Below are 21,820 nucleotides of genomic sequence, written 5' to 3'. Positions count from 1 at the left end.
GATCAGCCCTTCCTCGGCGTATCTTCGACCCTGTCGGTGCGATCGCGGAACAGGGCGGCGCGGGCGAGCAGGATCAGGGTGACCGGCGTCGTGACCGTCAGGAACAGGCCGATCAGGATTTCGCGGGGCATGAAACGCCGCTCGACGGTCGTGAACCAGACGATCGAGGCCAGCAGGACTAGCGCCATGCCTAGCGTGGCCCCGAGCGTCGGAGCGTGGACGCGCTCATAGAAGGTCTTCAGCCGAACCAGCCCAACCGTGCCCAGCAGCGAGAGGGCCGAGCCGATGACGGCCAGGGCGACAACGATGATCGCGGCCCATGCGGGAACGTCAGCTTCGGTCATTCAATCACCTCGCCGCGCATCAGGAACTTGGCCAGGGCCACGGTGGCGGCGAAGCCCAACATGCCGATCACCAAGGCGGCCTCGAAATAGAGCTGGCTGTTGGTGCGGATGCCGAACACCACCACCAGCAGCATGCCGTTCAGATAAAGTGTGTCCATGCCCAGGACGCGATCCTGGGCGCGCGGACCGTGAATGATCCGCCACGCCGCCAGGCCCATGGCGCAGATCAGCATCATCTGGGCCAGACCCAGGCCCCACGTCAGCACCGCCGCCGTCATTCGAAAATCTCCATCAGCCGACGCTCGTAGCGGTCCTTGATCAGCCGCACCCAGGTCTCCTCGTCCACCAGATCGAGAACGTGCAGAAGCAGGCGGCCGGTCGCGGCTTCATATTCGACCCACAGGGTGCCGGGCGTCGAGGTGATGATGATGGCCAGCACCGCCAGACCGTATCGGTCGCGCAAATCCAGCGGAATATGGATGAATCCGGACGTGCGCTCATGCCGTCGCCGCCCCAGAATGATGTGCGACACCGCCCAGTTGGAGCGCACGATGTCGCCAATGACGTCGATGGCGAGGCGCATTATGGCCATCGGCGACTTCACCCGCACGCGATCAACGCCCAGCGCCAGCATGATGACCGGCGCCAGAAGGGCCAGCAGCACCGCGAGCGCCAGAGACGGCGGCGCGACCGAGGCGCTGAGCAGGATCGAGGCGACGAACAGGCCTAGTGAAAGGATGGGGTAGGGCAAGACGCGTCTCATCGACCGCCCCCGCCCAGCACCGCGTGGATATAGCCTTGCGGGTCAGCCAGCCAGGCCGCCGTGTGGTCGGTGTAGATCAGGGCGGAGCCAGCGAAGATGGCCAGGAACACGCAGGCGCCAAGCAGGGCCGCGACCGCCGTCAGCTCGGCCGCACCCACCACGAAAGCCGGCGCATCTTCGTCGCGCGTCCAGATCGCGCCGACGCCCAGGCGCGTCAGGCCGATCAAGGCGCCGAGGCTGGACACGGAAAGTACGGCGACCAGCGTCCAGGCCGCCGCATCGCCAACGCCGACCAAGGCGCTGATCATAGACAGTTTCCCGACGAAGCCGGCCAAAGGTGGCAGGCCGGCAACCATCAGGGTGCAGATCAGAAAGGCCCCGCCCAGGGCCGCGACGGCCGCCGGAATGACCAAGCCCGGCTCGTTGCGCTCTTCGTCGTCGAATGGATCACGATATTCGTCATCGAAAACAGCGCGCGCCTCGCCAACGTAGGCCTCACGTCCACGCTGGAGGATCTCGGCCAGCAAAAACAGGGCTGCGCAGGCCAGGGTGGAGCCAATCAGATAAAAGAGCGCGCCGCTGAGGGTCGCTGCATCGCCGACGCCCAGGCTGGCCAGAACGGTGCCGGAAGAAATCATCACGCCGAATCCGGCGGCGCGGGACAGATCGCGAGAGGCGATCAGGCCGAATGTGCCGAACGCTATGGTCGCCAGTCCGCCGACGAACAGCCAGGTCAGGCCAAATCCGGCGGAGGCGCCCGCGTCGGCGCCGAACAGCAACAGACTGAGGCGGATGACGATATAGACCCCGACCTTGGACAGGATGGCGAAGACCGCCGCCGCCGGCGCGCTGGCTGCCGAATAGGTCGGGGTCAGCCAGAACCCCAAGGGCCACATGGCGCACTTGATCAGAAAGGCCGTACCCAGCACCGCCGCGCCGATATGAAACAGTCCCAGGTCATCCACTGAGATGGTCGCAACCCGCGTTGCAACATCCGCCATGTTCAGCGTGCCGATCACCCCGTAGATCAGGCTGACGCCGATCAGGAACAGCAAGGACGCGGTCAGATTCACGGCGATATAGATCACGCCTGCCCGCACACGCGCCTCGCCCGACCCATGCAGGGCCAGTCCGTACGAGGCGGCGAGCATGATCTCGAAAAAGACGAACAGGTTGAACAGGTCGCCGGTCAGCAGGGCGCCGTTCACCCCCATGATGAGAAGCAGGAACAGGGCGTGGAAGCGCGGCCCCGCCCGGTCCCATCGCGCCAAGGCGAAGATCAGGGCGCATCCGCCCAGAACGCTGGTCAGCGCAACCATCATCGTCGAAAGCCGGTCGGCCACCAAGACGATGCCGTAGGGCGCAGCCCACGACCCCAGGCGATAGACGCGCGCAGTATCGCCGCCGCCCACGGCAGCGTTTGCGCTCTCGTGCAGCAGAACCAGGGCCATGACCAGAATGGCGGCCATAGCGCTCAAGCTGAGCGCCGCCTTCAGCGTTCGGCGACGCTCGTCCAGCAGCAGCATGGCTGAGGCGATGATCATCGGCAGGACGATGGGGCCGATGATCAGATGGGCGTTCCAGTCGATCATGCGTCCGGCTCCTTGCCGTCGACATGGTCGCTGCCGGTGATGCCGCGGGCGGCCAGAATGACGACCAGGAACAGCGCCGTCAGGGCGAAGCTGATGACGATCGCGGTCAGGACCAGCGCCTGCGGCGTCGGGTCGGTGTAGCGCGCGGGGTCGGAGACCTCGCCCGCCAGCACCGGCGGCGCGCCCGACCTCAGCCGTCCCATGGCGAAGATGAAGATATTGACCGCATAGGACAGCAGCGACAGCCCCATGATCACCTGGAAGGTGCGCGGGCGCAGCAGCAACCAGACACCCGAGGCCGACAGCACGCCGATGGCGAGGGCGAGAACCAGCTCCATCATGACAGCTCTCCGTCTTCGGCGTCTCTTTGCTTGGGTTTGCGCAGCGACTGGTGCGCCAGGGCGACCAGGGTCAGGACGGTGGCGCCGACCACCAGAACAACCACGCCCAAGTCGAACAGCACGGCGCTGGCCAGCGGCACGCGGCCTAGGATCGGCAGGTTGGCATACTGGAACCAGGAGGTCAGGAAAGGATAGCCGAACAGCCACGATCCGATCCCGCTGAGGGCGGCGATCACCAGGCCCGCGCCGATCCAGAAGATGGGCCGGATGGCCAGCCGCTCTTCGACCCACCGGGCGCCCGAGGCCATATATTGCAGGATGAAGGCGATCGACAGGGCCATGCCCGCCGCAAAACCGCCGCCCGGCAGGTCGTGCCCGCGCAGGAACAGGTGAACGGCGAGCAGGATGATGAAGGGGAAGATCCAGCGCATGACAACGCGGGGGATCAGCATGCTTTCCTTCAGCGTGTCGCCCTCCGATCGCGTCTCGTGATCGCGGTCTGAGGCGTCCTGCACGCTCTGCTGACTGGGATTTGACAGGGTGTCGTCGGCGGGACGGAAGCGGCGCAGCAGGGCGAAGATGGTCAGGCCCACAATGCCCAGAACCGTGATCTCGCCGAAGGTGTCGAAGGCGCGGAAATCGACCAGGATGACGTTGACGATGTTGCGCCCGCCCGCGTCATTATAGGCGTGCTCGACGAAGAAGCGCGAAATCCCCTCGATCGATGGTCGCGTCATGACGGCGTAGGAAATGGCCGCCAAGGCCGCGCCGACGGCGGCGGCGATGATCAGGTCGATGCGGCGACGGCGGCGAGACCGCTTCTCCATGGCCTGTGGCAGGCGAATGGTCTCGAGCCGCTTCGGCAGCCAGCGCAGACCCAGCAGCAGCAGGACTGTGGTCACGACCTCGACCAGCAACTGGGTCACGGCCAGATCCGGCGCTGATAGCCAGACGAAGGACAGGCAACTGGCCAGACCTGCGCCGCCCATTAGAACCACCGCCGCCAGCCGGTGATATTTCGCCTGCCATGCCGCCGCGACTGCACAGCTGGCGCCGACCAGCCAAAGACCGGCGAAGGCCCAATTGGACAGGGTCAATGTCGGCATGATCGGGCGGATCACCAATCCGGCGTTGACCGCCGCCAGCCCGCCTGCCAGCAGGGCGACCAAGACGATGGCCCGCAGCTGTGGCTGCTGTCGCTTGGCCCCGAACAGGCGAAGCATCGCTTCCGACCCTTTGAACAGGCCGGTCATGGTTCGCTCGAACACCCAGCCGCCGTTCAGACGCTTCCAGCCCCACGGTCCGCCGCGCTGATTGGCGTTGATGCGTTTGCCGAAGACGACATAGAGACCCACGCCGCCGGCGAGGGCGATAAGGCTCAGCACCAGCGGCAGATTGAACCCGTGCCACAGGGCCAGACTGTAATAGGGCAGGTCAAAGCCCAGCACCGAAACGGCGGCGCTCTTCAGGAACGGCCCCACCGTTACAGCCGGGAAGATGCCGACGACCAGGCACAGGGCGACCAGCACCTCGACGGGGCGCCGCATCCAGGCGGGCGGCTCGTGCGGGATGCGATCCAGCTCGGTCGGAGCAGGGCCGAAGAAGGTCGCGTGGATAAACCGCAGTGAATACAGAACACTGAAGGCGCTGGCCAAGGTGGCCAGGGCGGGCAGCAGCATGTTCAGGCCGTGCGTATGGGCGCTGGCCACCGCCTCGGCCAGGAACATTTCCTTGGACAGAAAGCCGTTCAACAGGGGCACGCCCGCCATCGCGGCTGCGGCCACCATGGCCAGGGTGGCTGTAAAAGGCATGAAGCGAAACAGACCGCTGAGCTTGCGCATATCCCGCGTGCCGGCCTCGTGATCGATGATGCCGGCGGCCATGAAGAGCGACGCCTTGAAGGTGGCGTGGTTCACCGTGTGGAAGATGGCCGCGATACAGGCCAACGGACTGCCCAATCCCAGCAGCAGCACGATCAGGCCCAGATGGCTGATCGTCGAATAGGCCAGCAGGCCTTTGAGATCATGCTGGAAGATGGCGCACCAGGCGCCGAGCAGCAGCGTCGCCAGACCCATGCCGCCGACGATCAGATACCAGCTCTCGGACCCCGCCAGGACGGGCCAAAAGCGGATCAGCAGGAATATCCCGGCCTTCACCATGGTCGCGGAGTGCAGATAGGCGCTGACCGGCGTCGGCGCGGCCATGGCGCGGGGCAGCCAGAAGTGAAACGGAAACTGCGCGCTCTTGGTCATCGCGCCCAGCAGCAACAGGATCAGCGCGGGCAGATAAAGTGGGCTGGTCTGGATCGCCTCGCGTGACGCCAAGACGACATCGAGGTCATAGCTGCCGACGATCCGCCCGATCAGGATCATCCCGACCAGCAGGGCGATGCCGCCCATGGCCGTCACCGTCAACGCCATGCGCGACCCTTCGCGCGCGGCGGGGTTCTGGTGCCAATAGCCAATCAGCAGGAAGGAAAAGAGGCTGGTCAGCTCCCAGAATACGACCAGCTGAATCAGATTGCCCGACAGCACCACGCCTTGCATCGCGCCCATGAAGGCCAGCAGGAAGGAAAAGAACCGCGGCACCGGATCCTTCGGCGACATGTAGTAGCGGGCGTACAGCACCACCAAGGCGCCGATCCCCAGGATCAGGGCGCTGAACAGCCACGACAGTCCATCCAGTCGCAGCACCAGATTGACGCCCAGCGACGGCAGCCACGGGATTTCGTAGCGCAGCGTCTCACCGTCCTGGAACATCGGCCATAGCGCGGCCAGACACCCCAGGCTGACCAAGGACACCACCCACGACAGGATGGCGGCCGAGGTGCGTGCGTGACGCGGCAAGCCGGACGCGACGATCGCGCCAAGGAACGGCAGGACCAGGATGACGACAAGAAGGAAGCTGATGGACATCGAGGCGGGGCGTCTCTCCTGGACCGTGAGGGATAGCTTTGCCAACGCTCAGGGTTGGCCAAGGTTCGCTATGATCTACGTGCAGGGGCGGGGTGCGTCAAAGCGACACCAGATCGCGGCACGTCCGCGCCCAGCAGCTCGGTAGTCGTGCGAGAAGGATCAGGTATTATGGAGAGTTTTTGACCTAACGCCTTGTCTGGCCTCAGTCTTTACCCCGAGTGGCTCCGCAGGTAGGATTCGAACCTACGACCAGCCGATTAACAGTCGGTGTCATGTGGTTGAAAACACATCTCGCCGTCTGACTGTTCTGCAAATGTTCACGCCAGCTAAACGCTTGATTTGATTGGGGCCGACGGGAAAGTCAGACGGCTCAGGACGCAATCAGAAACCCTTTCGATCCGTGGAAAAGGTCGCTAAGAAATGATCATGGACAGCACCTCAGAGCAAATCCGAGACCTTGAAGACGACCTCGTCTATCTGCGCAGGGAGATAGCAGACGGGCTTCTGGAGCCCACCCTTGGGCGCGAGTGCATCCAGGCTTATGAGGATCGTATTGCGTGGAAAAGGGACGTCCTGGCGAAGGAGCGACGCTCTCAGCTAAAGGTGTTACGAAGGCGGCCTCGACGCGGAATGATGGTCTCGATCGCTCGCTGGACTAAACCGTTCCGAACTCGTCTTGGGCTGCTGTAGGCAAAGAATGTCGAGTGATTAAGGGCCATGCCGCAGGGTCGCGGGCTGGCTCGTCAGGGAGAATGCACCCAAGCGGAAATGGCAGGGGCTTTCCAATGCCGGGGCGGCCGGTTATGGATTTTGCATGTTCATGCACGAAGACTTCTGGCTCCCCGATGGTGAGCAACACTGGCTCCAAGCGAACCTTGCCGACTATCAGTCTGCGGGACGACGCGCGGCGTACAAGTACGTGAAGGACTGGCGCCGCGCCCTCGACATCGGGGGCAACATCGGCATATTCGCCCGCGCCTTCTCGGACTATTTCGGCGAGGTCGTGTCGTTCGAACCGGTCCCCGGAATCAGGGAGTGCCTGGTTCGGAATGTGCCTAAGACCGTCGTGGTTCAGCCTTACGCCTTAGCCGATCAGCCAGGCGAGTTGATCATGCACCAGCTAACGAAGGGGTCTGGCGGCTCGTTCATCGCCAATCACCCCGGCATCGCCACGCCCACAAACGAGATGCCTGTTGGGCGAAAGGCCGTGCCGGTCGAAGTCCGCACTATCGACAGCTTCGAGTACGATTCTGTCGGCCTGATGAAGCTGGACATTCAGGGCGCTGAATATCTGGCCCTGTTGGGCGCCCAGGAAACGATCACGCGGTGCCGGCCGGTCATCATCCTGGAGGAGAAGCCTCGGCCCGGCGATGACCTGGACGCGCAGAACGCACACAAAGCCGCAGAGCTTCTTGTGTCGCTCGGCATGACGCCGAAGGAAAAGCCTGGCGGCGACCGGATCTATATTTTTGAGTGATCTCTAGCTGGCGATCCGAACGACGGAGGCGCGGCTGTTGACGTGGGTCATGAGCGCGGCGCCGATGTTCTGTTTCGTCTGCACCTTCATGAATGCGCCGGGAGCCCCGACAACAAGTGTTTCTCGCGCTACGACATCCGTAATAATAGACGCGCCAGCGCTGTTCACGCGAACCGACGGGAACGCGGGATTATAGCCCGATCCCGTGTCTACCACTATGCGAACATCCCGCACACCATTGACGTTTTCCACATAGGCGACCAGCGCATTGATGCTCCATACGCCTTGCGTTAGCGTGAACACGCCTGTCGAGGCGTTATAGATCAGATCAGGATCAACCTTACCGACGCCTGTGAAGATAACATCAGTCCAAGCGTCATCCGGAATGGTCTGATTTGCGTCCGTCGCGATATAGGCCGCACGACCCGCAAAGCCTGAGTTGTCCGAGACGGTTGCGCCGCCGCCTTGGTTTTCGCGGAAATAGTTAGGGGCCGCACGGTCCTTCACGGCGCCGCTGGTCACAAGCCCCCGATAGCGCATGAACGACTTGCCGGTCATCGTGTGCGTGCCGTCGCCGGCCGTCGTCAGCGTCAGGAAGACGCCATCCTCGGCGTTATTGTAGCTGGACGCCACCTGGACCGCGAGCCCGGCCTGGTCCCATCCAAGCCAATACGTCGTCCCCGCGACGAGTGGCGAGGGCAGGGTGCCGGTCGTGCTGAAGGTAACGGGCTTGCAGGTCGAGACGGGGAACGAGCCATTCGCCATGACCAGCGTGTTTGCCGACCGGGTGACGACAACCGCGCCGGTGTGGGCATTGATGACGTTCCCCTCGACCACGATGTTCTTCGGGAACTCGTTGCGGGTCGATAGCGCACTGTTGCGCTCCAGCACAACGCCGGCCGTGTCTTGCCCCAGCCCGTCGTAATAGCCGTTCGATCCAGTCTCGCTGATTGCCAGGCCAGAGATGCGGATGTTCTGCTGGTACGGAAGCGCCTCGCTGTCGTTGGGGCCGGCGATCAGAACGCCATACCGGCCGACGTGCTCGGCCTTGACGTTCGAAATGTTGTCGGCGTGGTGCGAGTGAGCCAGCTTGACGCCATTCGTAAAGCAATAGCCAATATAGCCGCTGATCTTCAGGTTCGACGAAGACCCCAGGCCCGATGCATCAACGGGCTGTTCGCAGCGCGTGATCTTGACGTTCAGCGCACCGCCGCCGACGCGGTCCAGCGTCAGACCGCGCGAATAGCGCCAGCGCTGGGCCGAGGTTAGGTCGGTCCGGCCGAGGCGGTCGATCGACACATTGCCGAAGACCGATTCGACATCGGACAGAACGACGCCCTCGATGGTGTCGTTCGTCTGCGACGAATGCACGTAACCAGCGTCGTGGACGTTGACGTTCAGATAGGCGCGCTTGACGGTGTCGATCTTGATCAGCTCGCCCGAGTTGTTGCCGCTCACATCGGCATCGACATACGGGTAGGCCACGCCGACAATCCGGATCCCCTGGTTCGGGCGCAGGGTAGTGGATACCGAGCCGCCGTTGCGAAGCACCTTGATGGCCTGCAGGCGCACCCACTCGCCAGCAGCTTTACCTGTGCCGATGCACTCGATAACTTTCGAGTTCGCTCCGCCATCAACGCCAGTGTCCGGCGCTAGGTGCTTGAACGTGGCGTTGCGGATTTCGACGTTCGGAGCGAACGAGAATGCAGCGACGCCGTAGGTCAGGCCCAGACCGTCAACCGGGAGGCCCAGCGTCCGGCCGACGCTGATCGCCGCCAGCCACCACGCCGTGTCGTCCGCGACCCCATCGCCGACGGCGCCATAGTTGAGCGGGTTCAGATAGAGGCGGGCATTGGCGCGAAACTGATCGGTGAGATTGGCGCCATTGGTCAGGGCGCGTGTTGAGATCGCCGTCGCTGCGTCGATGACGTCCTGGGGCGACACCAGATCGGCGCCAAACTCCACCTTCAAGGCGCGCGCTGCATCTCTGCACGCATCCTGAATCAAGGCCATGGCGCGGTTGAGCGCCATGTCGATAGACGTGACCGGCACACTGTTGCTGGGAGCGAACTGCGATGCTCGCTCTGGCGTCACATCGCGCCAGATGATGACCTCGCCCGTCGCAGCAGTGTTCAGCGTGACCGTTCCGCCCGAATAGCCACCACCGTCCAGCAGCGTTCCGGAGAACGTAAAGTCGCTCTGCCCCCGCTCAACCCCGTCGACCGAAACCCGCAGGTCGGGCTTGCCGGACAGCAGGGCGAACGAGATCGGGAAGACGGTTTGCGCCGTCGCCGTGAACGTCGCGTAGGTCTGTTCGTCGGGGATGGTGAGCCTGGACATGAGGCCACATTGCTGTGACCCCACATACCCTCAACGCACGCCGCTACTCAGGCATCCGCGCCTCGTCCCTTCGCCTGATCTTCTCGGCCGCCATGTCCTGCAGGTCGCTGGCGTACATCTCGGTGATCGCGGCTCGCGCGTCGCGGCGGTAGGCGGTGATCACGTCCTGAATGTACTCGGCCTTCCCGCCGCTCGGGCCGTCCGTCAGGCTGAAATAATACTCGCTGTCGGGGTGCCGGCCCTCGACCACGGCGCTCAGCTGTTCAAACGCGGGCTCGCCCGACAGGCGGATGAACTCGCTGTAGATGTCCGGCCGGTTCTTCAGGCTGACCGTCTCGCCCATGACGCTGATCGAGCGGCCCGGCATCTGGACCGACACGCCGTTGTTCAGGATCTCCAGGTCGATGGCCGAGCCGCCGGCCGCGCGCGTCTGCACCGGCGTGATGGCGTCGTAGAGCGTGCCAAGGCCGGTCTGGTAGGTACGCGGCTTGCCCCACAGGTCGCGCTGCGGCGGCAGGTCGTCCGAGAAACCGGGGATGGTGTTGCGGATCGCCGAGGTGACGTTCCACGTCTCCCGCAGATATTCGTCCTCACCGCGCCGCGCCATGCGCAAGGCAGACGAGCCGGGGATGGCGCCCGACGCGCGCTGCATAAGCAGGCGCTCCGCGTCCGCGCTGGTGCCGTCGAGAATCGCCGAGGTGAACTCGGTGGCGCCCTTCAGGATCGTCTTGTCGAAGAAGGCCTGACCCAGCGCCTGGATCGCGTGGGCCGCCACCTCGGTCAGCTCTTCCTGCCCGGCCTCGTCCCAATCGGCATTCTTCATCAGCTCGGCCATGTCGCCGATCAGCGCCATGCCCTGGCCAAGCGGATCTGCACGCTCGAAGCTGTACCAACGATCGCCGAACTTGACCGAATAGGGCTGGAAGACCTGACCGCCGAACTCGTCGGTCCGCATCAGGGCTTCCTTCTGGGCGCGGTTGCCCGGCCCTTGACCCGTGATCTGCCCGTCCATAGCCATGCCCATCCAGACGGACCACAGGGCCGTGCCGACGGCCATGCGTGCCTTTGCCGTCTCGGCGGCCGCGCCGCCCGCTGCCAGGTCGTCTCGGAACCGGCGGCTGAACGGGGCGAGGGGAGAGTAGCGCATCCCCATGCTGATCAGGTTTGCCGGCGTGCGGACGAAGGGCAGGACGACGGTGCCAAACGGGACCGGCGTCGGGTTGTTGTCCATGTGCTTGCGCAGGTCGGCGAACGTCTGGGCGATGCCGGGCGTCTGACGCGTGAACGTCAGGTCGTGCATCTCCTGCTCGGCGGCCTGCAGCATGTCGTCTGTCGGGTTGTCCAGCAGGTCGGCCATGCGGGCGGCTGCCGGTCCGCCCTCCAGCCCCTCGCGCATCGTCTGGCGGAAAGCCTGAGCGTGCAGTTCGCCGCGCGCCGAGATTGTCTTGAACAGGTCGTCGGTCAGGTTGTTGATGTTCGTCGGCGCGCCCACGATCATGTTCAGGATGTCGAGAGTCCGACCCAGCGGAGTGTCCTCTTCGACGCGCCATGCCGCAGCGGAAAGGGGGCGGTCCGCGCCGCCGCCTAGCATCCCGGCCTCTTCACGCTCGGCCCGCATCTTCACGCCGGCCGGCGCGGCGTCATCCAGGCCGGGCGCCATGCCCCGGAAGATTCCCTCACGGCGCAGAGCCTCACCGGCGTTCGCGCCGATGCGCTCGGCGGCCTCGCCCGGCTTCAGCTTGAAGATGTCGCGCATGGCCATCTGATAGCCATGGATCAGCGCCGTCGCCTCACCGACAGCCGTTGACGCCTCGCCGCCAAACGCACGGGCCAGACGGGGCGCCATGGCTCGGCTGGCCACGTTCAGCGCCAGCATCCCGCCGTTGCCCACGGCGTTGATGACCGGCGTGCCGACGCCCGACAGCAGGCTGTTGGTATAGACGAACTTCAGCAGATCACGCGACCGCGCCAGCGCGCCGCCACGGATCATCTGGTTCAGCGCCACGTCGCCCTTGTCCGCCGCCGCCAGGATGCGGCTCGCCAGTTCCTGCGCGCTGTTCGCCCCGCCGGCGTCAGCCAGCAGGTTGTCCACCTGACGCAGGGCATTGGCTGGCGATCCGGCCGGGATCTTGAAGGCGTTCAACGCGCGGCCCGCCTCGGCGCGGGCTCCCATCAGCTCGTTCTGGATCGCGTAGTGGGCGGCGGTCGCGCGGCGGAAGGCGTATTGGTTCGCCAGCGTCGGCTCGGCCTGCACGGTGCGCGCCAGTTCCAGCACCTTGCTCGCGCTGGCGTTCGTCGCCTCACGGAAGGCGAGGGCAGTCTCGGCATTCACGGCGCCGCCAGTCCGGCGCTCGGCCATCGCCTGCACCCAATCGACGTTGCCGGCCGCCTCTCGCGTCTGATCCCAGCTGCGTTGCGCGCGGCGGGCCAGGTCGACGTCCTTGGAGAAGCGATCCGCCATGCCGGTGATGACGGTCTGCACGTCCTCCGGCGTCTCGATGCGCGCCAGGTTGATGTCGAAGACGTTGGCGCCTGCGGTCATGGCCTGCGCTGGCGTCGTGCCGTCTGTGACTTCGGCGCCGCGGCGCATTTTGGTCGCCATTGTGGGTTTAGGCGGCTCTGCCGCAACAAACACAGGCGATCCATCTGGCGTGCGCCAGCTTTCCGGCCCCATGCCGTTCAGATCAACTGCGCCTCCTCGATCTTTGAGGGCCGCGTCTGGGTTTCTTTCGATTTTCCAGCCGCGTCGTTCCAATCCCTCCCAGACGCGCACGGCAGCTGGCGTGACTTCAGAATCACTGACAAGGCGCGATCCAGCAGCATCGGCTGCTTTAGCAGCGGCGACGTATGCGCGAACAGCAATGCCTTGACCGCGGACTGTTTCGGGAATTGAGGCCAAAGCAACCTGCCATTGCCCGTCAGCCCTGATGCTTCCAACGACCGCTTCCTGTCCCACACCGGGGATTTCAACCCGGAAACCAGGGATTTCCGGGTTGAGGTAGTTTTCTTCAGGAGAAACGCGCACGACTTCTGGAGCGGTTGCGCGCTCAGTCGTGCCAAACCGCGGACCGGCCGGGTTGCCCAGCGCGGCGCGCACGCTCTCCTGCATCGCCTCGCCGTCGGCGGCCGCGCGCGTTGCGGCAATGTCGGGCGGCACTTGGAGGCCGGCTGCTGCGGCCTCTTCACGGGCCAACGTACGCGTCTGGCGTGCCGCGCGCAGCGTGCGGACGCCGCCCATCAGGAAGTCGGTCGCCACGCCCAGCGCCGCGCCCTCCAGAGCGTTCTTGAATCGGCCCAGCAGTTCGGGGTCGTCCTCGTTTGCGGCAAGGAAATCGAAGGCGGGCGCGACGGCCTCTGGCGCATGTTCCGCCAACAGGTTCGACAGGCGCGCCTCCTGACCGTCGAACGCGGTGAAGTCCGCCAGCGCCCCCTGCGCCAGCGCCTTGCCGATCTGACCGCTCCTTGCCGCGACCTTCCAGCCCTTCAGCGCAGCGCCGCCCCCGGCCCAGCCCGTCGCAAACTGCGTCACACCCTCGATCATCCGGCCGGTCACGGTCTCCGGACGCTCGCCTTCGTTCGTCGGCGCCCGCACGCGCGCCGCAGGCCACGACGATCTTGCCGTCCTCGATGGCGATCTGCATCTTGAACAGATCGGCTGCGACCCACGGCACGGACGCGGTGATCGCCTGCACCGTGGCGCCGTCCAACGTGCGGACCTCGAACCGGCCTTCGCTGAAGACCAGCAACCGCGCGTCGTCCTCGCCGATACCGTAGGTTTCGAGGCGCGACAGGGCGGGAAGGGCGGCGACATCGGCCGTCCCCCACCGGCGCTTGAATCCACCGCCCGCCAGGTTCAGCGCATTGCGAAACCGGCGCGATGCCTCATTGCGGACCTGCAGGTCGGTGCGCAGCAGGTATTCCTCGGCGATCTCGCCGGCGGCCATGCTGGTGATGAAGGGGAAACGACGCGCCATCAGAAGCGCCTCGCGCGACCGCCTCGCCACACGTCAGCCAACGGCGAGGCCGTGGCGGCGACGCCGGGTTCCTGGCGCTTGTCGCGCACGATCGCGTCACGCAGCTTCTGGTCTGCGTCGCGCTCTTTCAGACGGGCGTCTTGCGGCTTGTCGCACAGCGCCTCCAGGAACAGGGCCTGCAGGCGGGTGACGATCGCCTCCGACAGGTCACCGGGCCACGTCGACTCGTGCGCGCGGACCGTGGCGACGATCTGGAGGCCGTCGGTCTCATAGCGACCGCGCGTCAGCAGGCGTCCGCTCTCGATGCTGTAGTCGCCAGTCTTGAGCCGGCAGCCGTTCGCCATGACGTAGCGGATGTTGACGACCTCGGCGGGCCACAGACGCCTTACCAGCGTGAAGTTATAGTCGTCGCGGCCGCCGCTTCCGCAATCATATTTGCCCGCAGCGTCATGAGCCTCAACACCCCAGATGTTACCGACCACGACATTTTGGAGGCCCTAACCGAGAGCCTGCTTGACGCTCGCCCTGCGCACGGAACACCCCAATGACCGCCCCCTCTAACGCGAACACGTCGGGGCTGGATTATTTCGGCTATCGAGTTTTCAACGCTGGCGTCGGTGCTTGCTGGTTGGTCGCCAACCCCGGCCCGAACGACACCAACCCCGAACCCCTCGTAACCGCCGCATCCGCTCAAGCCAGGATCGACGCAGCCGAAGCCCGAGCGGATAGGCTGGCGAAGGCGTTGACCGAGATCGCAGAAAACAGCGCTGCCGCCGGATGGTCGCGCGACCTCGCCCTCGCCGCCCTACAGCAGGAGACACAGAAGTGAGGGATTTTCAGACATTGCCCGAAAGCCTCGAATGGAAGGCACGTCAGCGCGATCCCGACGCTTGGAAAAGCGCAGACACGCAAGGGGAGGCTTTTGACCTGAGGTATCGCCGTGAGCGCGCTCGGGAAGCGGAAACCAAGGACACGCCCCAATGACCCATAACCCCACCGATGCGCTGCGCCTGGTGCCGAGCATGCCTACCGTCGAGTTGAGCGATGACATGCTGTTCAAGATCGAAACCGGAGAGACCGTCACATGGGGCGAGTTGAAGCGGCGTCAGTACGAACAGGCTGTACGAAACTTCAACACCATGCGCGAAGACGGATCATTGCCCGCACCCGCATCGCCGCTGCCAGGGGGCGGGATGCGTGCTGAACGGATCGCTGAGCTTCCCGATTTCCTCATCGCACTTTTCGACGAGTGGGGCGAAGAGGACCATGCAGAAGCCGCCAAGCAGATAGTCACCTTCCTGACCGACAGCGAAGGACTAGAGCGATACCGCGAATCCTATGGGCTTCCCGCCGCCCCGACAGGTGAACAGAAATGAGCGCCCGATACGCAGCCGACACGTCCGTCAGCCAGGATCGCAGCCGGTCTGAGATCGAAGCGACCCTGAAACGCTACGGCGCCACGTCGTTCATGTATGCGACCGAGGACACGCGGGCGATGATCGGGTTCCGCATTTCCGACCGCATGGTGAAGTTCCTGCTTCCGATGCCGGATCCGAAAGCACGCGAGTTCACTCACACTCCGGCACGCGGGACTCTGCGCTCGCCTGCCGAAGCGGAAAAGGCGTGGGAGCAGGCTGGGCGCCAACGGTGGCGTGCCCTGGCCCTCGTCATCAAGGCGAAGCTGGAGGCAGTCGCGGCGGGCATCACGACCATCGAGGACGAGTTCCTAGCCCACACCGTCCTGCCGGATGGCCAGACCGTCGGCGAGTTCATGCAGCCGCAGATAGCTATCGCCTATGAGCGCGGCTCGATGCCGACGGCGCTGATGCTGGAAGGGCCAAGCCGATGACCAGCACCGCCCGGGCCTTCCTCGCCCGCAATGGGAAGGGGGAGGGAGAATGAGAACCGCTCTTTGGGCCGCTGTGACGATGTTGGTTCTTGAGATCATCAAATGGCTGTTCGGGGTTGGCGTCAGCCTGACCATCGCTGTTGCGGCCATGTCGTTCTGCATTGGTGCACTTTGGGTGGCAGGCAAGAAATCCGACGCGGATGGGAAGAGGGAGGGATAGATGGCCTTATTGAAATCGAACGGCATCGAGGTTGCACCAGAAGGATTCGCCTTCGTTCGCGGTGAGGATTTAGAGCTTTGGGCCTGTCATGTTCAAAAGGCTTTGGGCGGCGAAAAACTGACCGATTACCTGATCGGTTGCATAAAAAATGACAGGATTACCTTTTTGGACAACCCCGCGCGTGAAAGACCGCTTCGAGTGTCTGTTAAAGATCAGGCGAGGATATTGTCGTGAGCGATTTGCCCGACCGTGACGTGCTGACGACGCGCGAGATCTGCGCATGGCGCCGCATCACCACCGAGACATTCTCCCGCCGGCGAAAGTCCGGCGCCATCGTCCTTGAGCCCTGCGACCGCGGCGCACAGCTCCTCTTCAACCGCAATGACGTTCTCCGCGCCTTTGGATTGGTGCAAGATGACCGACAACAAGCAGCGGCCGAAGCGCCGACCTGGGGCCACACAGACGCCGATGCCTTCCGTAAAGCTCGATCTCGGCAAGTACGTCAGCGTCCGGGTCCGAAAGGACGGAACGGCGCGGGTGCTGTTCGAAGTGCCGCCACGGCTCCGGCCGCACGACTGGCCATCGACAATACCGCTGCCCACTGAGGGCCGCGCCGGGAACCTACAGGATGCCGGCGAGGTCGCGCGGATTCAGCAGGATGCGGCGCGCCTGTTTGATCGCTTGCAGGCCTTGCGCCAGGGCGTGAACCCCAAGACCGCGCCCCGCAATCTGCGTACGCTTTACGACGCCTGGCGTCAGACGCAGCAGTACAAGGGTCTGCGACCGCGCACGCAGCGCGGCTACGACAAGTCCTGGCTGCACATCGCGGCATGGTCCGAGGTCCACAAGCACCCGGACCCGTCGGGCCTGCGCAAGGTCGACGTCGAGGCGTTCCTGGCGCTGCTGGATCACGCGCCCACAACGCGCCGCCACGTCAAGGTCGTCCTCAAGATGATCATGGATCAGGCCATCGACATGGGCTGGCGGCCGGACAATCCCGTAGGCCGCATCAAGATGTCGGCGCCCGATACCCAGGTCACGATCTGGGAACAGGCGGACGTCGAGGTCTATGCGTGGGCGGCGGTCGCCGTGGGTCAAGCGGACATGGCCAAGTTGCTGCTCATGGAGTGGGAGATCGGGCAGCGCCTGACCGACGCGTACCTCTTCCGCTACGGCGAGGAATACGACCCGCAGCGTGGCGTCTTCTCGTTCGCCCAAGGCAAGACCGGCAGCAAGGTCACGATCCGCGTCAGCGACCGCCTGCAGGCCATGCTGGACGACCGCCCGGTAGGAAGGCTGCATCTGTTCCATGACGCCCGTGTGGGGCGGCCCTATGCGCGCCTGATCGGCGGACGCCTTGAGGCAGACGACATTGCAGCATCGAAAGTGTTCGCCAAGGTTCGCGACATGGCCATCAGCGGCGGCGCTCGTCCTCTCAAGCTGAAGGAGCTGCGGCACTCTTGCGTCGTGCAGTTGGCTCGGTCGCAATGCACCGTGCCGGAGATTGTCGCCATCACTGGGCACAAGATCAGCAGCGCCGAGCAGATCCTGCAGAAGTACCTGCCGCGCGATTCGCAGGTCGCCGAGAACGCCCAGCGCAAGCGCGGGCTCGTGAACAATGTGGAAACAAAGAGTCTGACGGGGAGCCGACAATGAGTCTGACGGGCGCCGCTGTGAGGTTTGATCTGAGAACGAAAAACTCAATCAGATCAATGCCCCCGAGTGGCTCCGCAGGTAGGATTCGAACCTACGACCAGCCGATTAACAGTCGGCTGCTCTACCACTGAGCTACTGCGGAACATCTGCTCGGGAGGCGGGCGTATAGCAGCGGCTGTTCCGATCTTGCAATGGGAAAACGAGCCAATCGAAACGATATTTATCGACGATCCCGCAGACCCGCGTGTTGCGGCCTATCGCGATATCCGCGAGCGCGATCTGACGGGTCGTCAGGGATTGTTCATCGCGGAAGGGGAGGTGGTGGTGCGTGGATTGGCGTCGATGGCTTCGCGCTGTCGGCCCCTGTCGCTGCTGCTGGCGGAAAAGCGCGTTGCGGCCTTGGGCGACGTCATCACGTCTCTGCCGCCCGCGACGCCCGTCTATGTCGCGGGCCAAGCCGTGCTAGACCGGATCGCGGGTTTCGAACTGCACCGGGGCATTCTGGCCTTGGGCCAAAAGCCCGAGCCCCTGTCGCTGGACAAAGTGCTGGCGGATATCGGGCCGCAGGACGTGTTCGTCTTGGCCAGCGGGATCGGCAACCACGACAATGTCGGCGGCCTGTTCAGGAACGCCGCCGCGTTCGGCGCCAGGGCTGTGCTGCTTGATCCGACCTGCTGCGATCCCTTTTACCGCAAGGCGATTCGCGTTTCGGTCGGCGCGGTGCTGCGTACGCCGTTCGTCGTCGTCGGCGCGACAGACATTATCGAGGCCCTGCGGCGGGCCGGCGTCGAGGTGTTGGCGCTGACGCCTTCGTCGACCGAGCGGCTTTCGGACTACAGGCGCGCCGGACCGGTCGCTCTGATGCTGGGGTCCGAAGGTCGGGGGCTGCCCAAGGATTTGATCGACCGTTGCCGGCCGATCGGCATCGCTATGGCGGGCGGTTTCGATTCGCTGAATGTCGCGGCGACGAGTGCGGTTGCGCTTCATCATCTGACGACCACGGCGCTTGCTGGAAGCTGAAAACGCGAAGGCCGCCCCGAGGGGCGGCCTTCGTCCGTATCGTCGCGATGGAGGCCTGACCGGGAATCGAACCCGGGTGCAAGGATTTGCAGTCCTCTGCGTCACCACTCCGCCATCAGGCCGCTTTTTGTCCCCGATTTCTCGGGGGCGATCATCGCGAGGGGCGTTCGCTATCAGATCGGATTGTCCGCTGCAACGCACGGACCTATAAGCGCGCGAGTTTTCCTCCCGGATTATCGTTGAAGGCTGCCTACAGATGGATTTCACCGCAGAGCGCAAGGCCATGGTCGACTCGCAGGTGCGAGTGAACGACGTGACGGATCGCGCGATTCACCTGGCCATGATGGCCGTGCCGCGTGAAAAGTTCTGCGCGCCTGATCGCGCCTTCGCCGCCTATTCCGAAGAATCGGTGGTGATCGCAGGCGAGCGCCGCCTGATGCCGGCGCGCGACGTCGCCAAGCTGCTGCAAGCGGCCGATGCACGCGAAGGCGAGAAGGCCCTGGCCATCGCCGCGCCCTATGCCGCCGCGCTGCTGGCCCGTATGGGTGTCAGCGTCACAGCTCAGGAATCGGACGCCGCCGTTTTCGCCGTGGTCGGCGAGGCTCTGGCGGACGAAGGCGTGACCACGGTCGTCGCGCCGTTGGTCCGACCGACCGGCGAAGGGTGGGATCTGATCATTTCCGAAGGCGGCGTCGAGAGCCTGCCCGAATCGTGGGGCGCGGCCCTGCGTCCCGGCGGCCGGATCGTCGTGGTCGAACGCCGCGGCGCCATCGGCAAGGCGGCCCTGTATGTTCAGACGCGCGAAGGCCTGTCGCGCCGTGAACTGTTTGATTCGTCGCCAGCGGTCCTTGCCGAGCTGAAGCCCGCCCCCACTTTCGCGTTGTAAGATCAAAGAGACGCGCGGTTGCGACGGAAATCCCGTTCGCAACCGTGAAGAAAACTTAACTGGCGTGTGGTTCGGTCAGGCCGCAGTTACGCTTGAGAAAACATTCGGGCGTTCTTCGGAGCGTCACGCAAGGACGGACAATGTTGAAACGCTCGCGTGTGCTGGCTTCGGCCGCTGTGGTCGCCGTGATGACCGGTCTGGGCGCGCCGGCCTGGGCCGAGACGCTGCAGGACGCCATCGCCCTGGCCTATCGGACCAACCCCAACCTGCTGGCCCAACGCGCCAACCAGCGTGCGCTGGACGAGACGGTGGTCCAGGCGCGGTCGGGCCTGCGTCCGACCATCGGCGCCTCGGCCGGCGTGGACTACACCCGCAGCGACTTCCCCGCCGTGACCCAGTTCGTCGATACGAACGGCGACGGCATACCTGATACCCAGGTCACGACCTCATCGTCCGAAACCGAAGGCGCCAATGTCGGCGTCAGCGTCAGCCAGAATGTCTGGACCGCCGGTCGCACCTCGCGCGCCATCGACCAGGCCCGCGCCAGCGTCCTGGCCGGCCGTGAGAATCTGCGTGAGATCGAGCAGTCGGTCATGCTGTCGGTGATCCAGGCCTATGTGAACGTCACCCGCGACATGGAAATCCTGCGTATCCGCCAAGAGAATCTGACGGTGCTGCAACGCCAGCTGGAAGAAACCAGCGCCCGCTTCGAGGTCGGCGAGATCACCCGCACCGACGTGGCCCAGGCCGAAGCCTCGCAGGCGCAGTCCGAAGCCGACTTGGCGAACGCCCAGGCCCAGCTGTCCACGTCGCGCGCGGCCTATGCCGCCGTCGTCGGCCAGTCGCCGGCCGACTTGGAAGCCGCGCCGGTCCTGCCGGAGGTTCCCAGCGACTTCGACGTCGCCATCGAGACGGCGTTGCAGCGCAATCCCGCTGTTCTGGCCGCGACCTATCAACTGCAAAGCGCCGAGGCCGCCGTCGCCGCCGCCCGTTCGGAATATCTGCCGTCGGTGCGCGCCACCGCCTCCTACGGCGGATCTTCCAATGATCTCGGCGACCTGGGCCAACTGGCCGATCGCCGCAGCTTCACGGCCGGCGCCACTCTGTCTGTGCCGCTCTTCACCGGCGGTCTGAACCGCTCGCGCGTCGCGCAGGCTTTGGAGCGCGCCAACGCGGCCCAGATCGGCATCGAGGGCGAGCGCCGCACCGTGCTTCAGAACGTCAGCTCGGCCTACGCCCAGGTGCTGTCGACCCGCGCCACGGTCGCGGCCGGCACGGAAGCCGTTCGCGCCGCATCGGTCGCGGCCGAAGGGGTGCGCCAGGAAGCTCAAGTCGGCCTGCGCACCACGCTTGACGTGTTGAACCAGGAACTGGCGCTGCGGAACGCCCAGACTTCGGTCGCCAGCGCCCGCGCCGCCGAATACGTCGCTCGCGCCTCGCTGTTGGCCGCCATGGGCCAGCTGGAAGGCCCGGCCCTGAACCCGACGATCGAGGCCTATGATCCCGCGACGAACTACGACCAGGTCAAGGGACGCGGCGGCCTGCCGTGGGACGGCGTGATCGAGACGCTGGATCGCGTGGCCTCGCCGCCGATCGTGACCACGCCGGACACCGTCGACGCGCCGATCGACGCTCAGCTCAAGGGCGAGGTCGTGCGCACGGCGCCGCAGAACTGACCGCGTCGAATACGGACGGAAACCGCCCGTTGATTCCGACGGGCGAAGATGCGACGACAAGGCACAGGTTTCGAGCGATCCTTCGTTCGGCGCCCACCCCTTCTACCCAGGCCTCGCCCAAGGTTGCGCCATGACCGATCAGTCCGCCCAGGAACCGACCATGGAAGAGATTCTGGCGTCGATTCGCCGGATCATCTCTGAAGACGAGGCCCCGGCCGAGACGCCGGCGGCCGCGATGCCGGAAGCCACGCCTGAGCCGGTTCCCGAGCCGATCGCGGCCGAAACCGTCTTTGCCGCCCCGGTCGAGCCGACGCCGGAACCCGCCGCCGTCGAAGACGACGTGCTGGAACTGACCGACCGCTATGAAGCGCCGGCCGAGACCATCGGCGATCTGGACGTGGTCGAGCATTCGCCCGCGCCCTATCAGCCCGAACCTGAACCCGCGCCGGCTTACGAATCGGCTCCCGAGCCGGCCCCGGCCTATGACACTCTGGTCGGCGAGAGCGCCGCCGCCAGCGCCGCGTCGGCCTTCGCGGGTCTGGCCGCCAGCTTCAAGAAGCCTGAGCCGGCCCCATCGGCCTCGGGCGACCTGCCCTTCGTCAGCGGCAACACGGTCGAGGCCATGGTCGCCGAGATGCTGCGCCCGCTTCTGAAGGACTGGCTGGACAACAACCTGCCCCGTATCGTCCAGGCGGCGGTACAAAAGGAAGTCGAACGCATCGCGCGCAGCGCCTAGCCCTTCGCTTCAGCCCAGACTAATCCGAGGG

At 64.9% G+C, this 21,820-nt stretch carries 21 protein-coding genes and 2 tRNA genes; 12 read left to right on the top strand and 11 right to left on the bottom strand.

What is annotated here, in order from left to right:
* Positions 1-2 precede the first annotated feature (2 nt).
* The 6 genes from mnhG to O2K97_RS12195 are packed head-to-tail and all read right to left on the bottom strand — an operon-like array spanning position 3 to position 5,955.
* On the bottom strand, positions 3-344 hold the full coding sequence (mnhG, locus tag O2K97_RS12220) for a monovalent cation/H(+) antiporter subunit G (RefSeq protein WP_269219461.1): 342 nt from the start codon (positions 342-344) through the stop codon (positions 3-5).
* Positions 341-622, bottom strand: a complete 282-nt coding sequence (locus O2K97_RS12215) for a K+/H+ antiporter subunit F (RefSeq protein ID WP_269219460.1) — start codon at positions 620-622, stop codon at positions 341-343. The genes mnhG and O2K97_RS12215 overlap by 4 nt, the downstream gene beginning before the upstream one ends.
* On the bottom strand, positions 619-1,095 hold the full coding sequence (locus tag O2K97_RS12210; protein WP_269219459.1) for a Na+/H+ antiporter subunit E: 477 nt from the start codon (positions 1,093-1,095) through the stop codon (positions 619-621). Before O2K97_RS12210 ends, O2K97_RS12215 begins: the two co-directional genes overlap by 4 nt.
* An 8-nt stretch (positions 1,096-1,103) precedes the next feature.
* Positions 1,104-2,699, bottom strand: a complete 1,596-nt coding sequence (locus tag O2K97_RS12205) for a monovalent cation/H+ antiporter subunit D (protein ID WP_269219458.1) — start codon at positions 2,697-2,699, stop codon at positions 1,104-1,106.
* A complete protein-coding gene (locus O2K97_RS12200) occupies positions 2,696-3,037 on the bottom strand; it encodes a Na+/H+ antiporter subunit C (RefSeq protein WP_055804418.1) in 342 nt (113 codons plus the stop codon). The genes O2K97_RS12205 and O2K97_RS12200 overlap by 4 nt, the downstream gene beginning before the upstream one ends.
* A complete protein-coding gene (locus O2K97_RS12195; protein ID WP_269219457.1) occupies positions 3,037-5,955 on the bottom strand; it encodes a monovalent cation/H+ antiporter subunit A in 2,919 nt (972 codons plus the stop codon). The genes O2K97_RS12200 and O2K97_RS12195 overlap by 1 nt, the downstream gene beginning before the upstream one ends.
* An 814-nt stretch (positions 5,956-6,769) precedes the next feature.
* Between O2K97_RS12195 and O2K97_RS12190 the strand changes: the two genes are divergently transcribed.
* Positions 6,770-7,432 carry an FkbM family methyltransferase gene (locus O2K97_RS12190; protein WP_269219456.1) on the top strand — a complete coding sequence of 221 codons (663 nt, stop codon included), beginning with the start codon at positions 6,770-6,772 and terminating at the stop codon, positions 7,430-7,432.
* Positions 7,433-7,435: 3 nt separating this feature from the next.
* On the opposite strand, the gene O2K97_RS12185 is transcribed toward O2K97_RS12190, so the two are convergent.
* Positions 7,436-9,463: a hypothetical protein gene (locus O2K97_RS12185; protein WP_269219455.1), complete on the bottom strand. Its 2,028-nt coding sequence runs from the start codon at positions 9,461-9,463 to the stop codon at positions 7,436-7,438.
* Positions 9,464-9,815: 352 nt separating this feature from the next.
* Positions 9,816-13,325: a hypothetical protein gene (locus O2K97_RS12180; protein WP_269219454.1), complete on the bottom strand. Its 3,510-nt coding sequence runs from the start codon at positions 13,323-13,325 to the stop codon at positions 9,816-9,818.
* 89 nt (positions 13,326-13,414) lie between these two features.
* On the opposite strand from O2K97_RS12180, the gene O2K97_RS12175 reads away from it, so the two are divergent.
* Complete coding sequence (locus tag O2K97_RS12175) at positions 13,415-13,546, top strand: hypothetical protein (protein WP_269219453.1); 132 nt, start codon at positions 13,415-13,417, stop codon at positions 13,544-13,546.
* Positions 13,547-13,745: 199 nt separating this feature from the next.
* Here O2K97_RS12175 and O2K97_RS12170 read toward each other — a convergent pair whose 3' ends face one another.
* Positions 13,746-14,228 (bottom strand): hypothetical protein, encoded by a 483-nt coding sequence (locus O2K97_RS12170; protein WP_269219452.1) that lies wholly within the window; start codon positions 14,226-14,228, stop codon positions 13,746-13,748.
* Positions 14,229-14,290: 62 nt separating this feature from the next.
* Here O2K97_RS12170 and O2K97_RS12165 point away from each other — a divergent pair, with 62 nt between their 5' ends.
* From O2K97_RS12165 to O2K97_RS12140, 6 genes are all read left to right on the top strand, one after another.
* Complete coding sequence (locus O2K97_RS12165; RefSeq protein ID WP_269219451.1) at positions 14,291-14,575, top strand: hypothetical protein; 285 nt, start codon at positions 14,291-14,293, stop codon at positions 14,573-14,575.
* Between the two features lie 151 nt (positions 14,576-14,726).
* The gene (locus O2K97_RS12160; RefSeq protein WP_269219450.1) at positions 14,727-15,122 is read left to right on the top strand and encodes a hypothetical protein; all 396 of its coding nucleotides are present in this window, start codon (positions 14,727-14,729) and stop codon (positions 15,120-15,122) included.
* Positions 15,119-15,595, top strand: coding sequence for a hypothetical protein (locus O2K97_RS12155; protein ID WP_269219449.1), 477 nt, complete (start codon positions 15,119-15,121; stop codon positions 15,593-15,595). Before O2K97_RS12160 ends, O2K97_RS12155 begins: the two co-directional genes overlap by 4 nt.
* Positions 15,596-15,644: 49 nt before the next feature.
* On the top strand, positions 15,645-15,815 hold the full coding sequence (locus tag O2K97_RS12150; RefSeq protein ID WP_269219448.1) for a hypothetical protein: 171 nt from the start codon (positions 15,645-15,647) through the stop codon (positions 15,813-15,815).
* Complete coding sequence (locus O2K97_RS12145) at positions 15,816-16,049, top strand: hypothetical protein (RefSeq protein ID WP_269219447.1); 234 nt, start codon at positions 15,816-15,818, stop codon at positions 16,047-16,049.
* 180 nt (positions 16,050-16,229) lie between these two features.
* Entirely contained in the window at positions 16,230-17,471 is a 1,242-nt protein-coding gene (locus O2K97_RS12140; RefSeq protein WP_269219446.1) for a tyrosine-type recombinase/integrase, read from the top strand.
* Positions 17,472-17,538: 67 nt separating this feature from the next.
* On the opposite strand, the gene O2K97_RS12135 is transcribed toward O2K97_RS12140, so the two are convergent.
* A tRNA-Asn gene (locus O2K97_RS12135) sits at positions 17,539-17,613 on the bottom strand.
* A gap of 44 nt (positions 17,614-17,657) precedes the next feature.
* Between O2K97_RS12135 and O2K97_RS12130 the strand changes: the two genes are divergently transcribed.
* A complete protein-coding gene (locus O2K97_RS12130) occupies positions 17,658-18,491 on the top strand; it encodes a TrmH family RNA methyltransferase (RefSeq protein WP_269219445.1) in 834 nt (277 codons plus the stop codon).
* Between the two features lie 48 nt (positions 18,492-18,539).
* Here O2K97_RS12130 and O2K97_RS12125 read toward each other — a convergent pair.
* Positions 18,540-18,613 (bottom strand) — tRNA-Cys (locus O2K97_RS12125).
* A 134-nt stretch (positions 18,614-18,747) separates the two neighbouring features.
* On the opposite strand from O2K97_RS12125, the gene O2K97_RS12120 reads away from it, so the two are divergent.
* The 3 genes from O2K97_RS12120 (at position 18,748) to O2K97_RS12110 (ending at position 21,789) form a co-directional block, all read left to right on the top strand.
* Positions 18,748-19,377 carry a protein-L-isoaspartate O-methyltransferase family protein gene (locus O2K97_RS12120; RefSeq protein WP_269219444.1) on the top strand — a complete coding sequence of 210 codons (630 nt, stop codon included), beginning with the start codon at positions 18,748-18,750 and terminating at the stop codon, positions 19,375-19,377.
* A gap of 140 nt (positions 19,378-19,517) precedes the next feature.
* A complete protein-coding gene (locus O2K97_RS12115; protein ID WP_269219443.1) occupies positions 19,518-21,053 on the top strand; it encodes a TolC family outer membrane protein in 1,536 nt (511 codons plus the stop codon).
* A gap of 130 nt (positions 21,054-21,183) precedes the next feature.
* A complete protein-coding gene (locus O2K97_RS12110) occupies positions 21,184-21,789 on the top strand; it encodes a DUF2497 domain-containing protein (RefSeq protein WP_269219442.1) in 606 nt (201 codons plus the stop codon).
* Positions 21,790-21,820: the final 31 nt, after the last annotated feature.

It is taken from the genome of Brevundimonas vesicularis (genome assembly GCF_027105095.1).
In the GTDB taxonomy this organism is placed as follows: Bacteria; Pseudomonadota; Alphaproteobacteria; order Caulobacterales; family Caulobacteraceae; genus Brevundimonas; species Brevundimonas vesicularis_E.
This window is presented reverse-complemented; position numbering and strand designations above follow the sequence as displayed.

Coding starts and splice junctions, on each gene's coding strand:
- mnhG (WP_269219461.1), bottom strand. CDS start 344: ATGACCGAAGCTGACGTTCCCGCATGGGCCGCGATCATCGTTGTCGCC.
- O2K97_RS12155 (WP_269219449.1), top strand. CDS start 15,119: ATGAGCGCCCGATACGCAGCCGACACGTCCGTCAGCCAGGATCGCAGC.
- O2K97_RS12165 (WP_269219451.1), top strand. CDS start 14,291: ATGACCGCCCCCTCTAACGCGAACACGTCGGGGCTGGATTATTTCGGC.
- O2K97_RS12205 (WP_269219458.1), bottom strand. CDS start 2,699: ATGATCGACTGGAACGCCCATCTGATCATCGGCCCCATCGTCCTGCCG.
- O2K97_RS12145 (WP_269219447.1), top strand. CDS start 15,816: ATGGCCTTATTGAAATCGAACGGCATCGAGGTTGCACCAGAAGGATTC.
- O2K97_RS12185 (WP_269219455.1), bottom strand. CDS start 9,463: ATGGCGCTCAACCGCGCCATGGCCTTGATTCAGGATGCGTGCAGAGAT.
- O2K97_RS12115 (WP_269219443.1), top strand. CDS start 19,518: ATGTTGAAACGCTCGCGTGTGCTGGCTTCGGCCGCTGTGGTCGCCGTG.
- O2K97_RS12140 (WP_269219446.1), top strand. CDS start 16,230: ATGACCGACAACAAGCAGCGGCCGAAGCGCCGACCTGGGGCCACACAG.
- O2K97_RS12120 (WP_269219444.1), top strand. CDS start 18,748: ATGGATTTCACCGCAGAGCGCAAGGCCATGGTCGACTCGCAGGTGCGA.
- O2K97_RS12195 (WP_269219457.1), bottom strand. CDS start 5,955: ATGTCCATCAGCTTCCTTCTTGTCGTCATCCTGGTCCTGCCGTTCCTT.
- O2K97_RS12110 (WP_269219442.1), top strand. CDS start 21,184: ATGACCGATCAGTCCGCCCAGGAACCGACCATGGAAGAGATTCTGGCG.
- O2K97_RS12150 (WP_269219448.1), top strand. CDS start 15,645: ATGAGAACCGCTCTTTGGGCCGCTGTGACGATGTTGGTTCTTGAGATC.
- O2K97_RS12200 (WP_055804418.1), bottom strand. CDS start 3,037: ATGGAGCTGGTTCTCGCCCTCGCCATCGGCGTGCTGTCGGCCTCGGGT.
- O2K97_RS12160 (WP_269219450.1), top strand. CDS start 14,727: ATGACCCATAACCCCACCGATGCGCTGCGCCTGGTGCCGAGCATGCCT.
- O2K97_RS12215 (WP_269219460.1), bottom strand. CDS start 622: ATGACGGCGGCGGTGCTGACGTGGGGCCTGGGTCTGGCCCAGATGATG.
- O2K97_RS12190 (WP_269219456.1), top strand. CDS start 6,770: ATGTTCATGCACGAAGACTTCTGGCTCCCCGATGGTGAGCAACACTGG.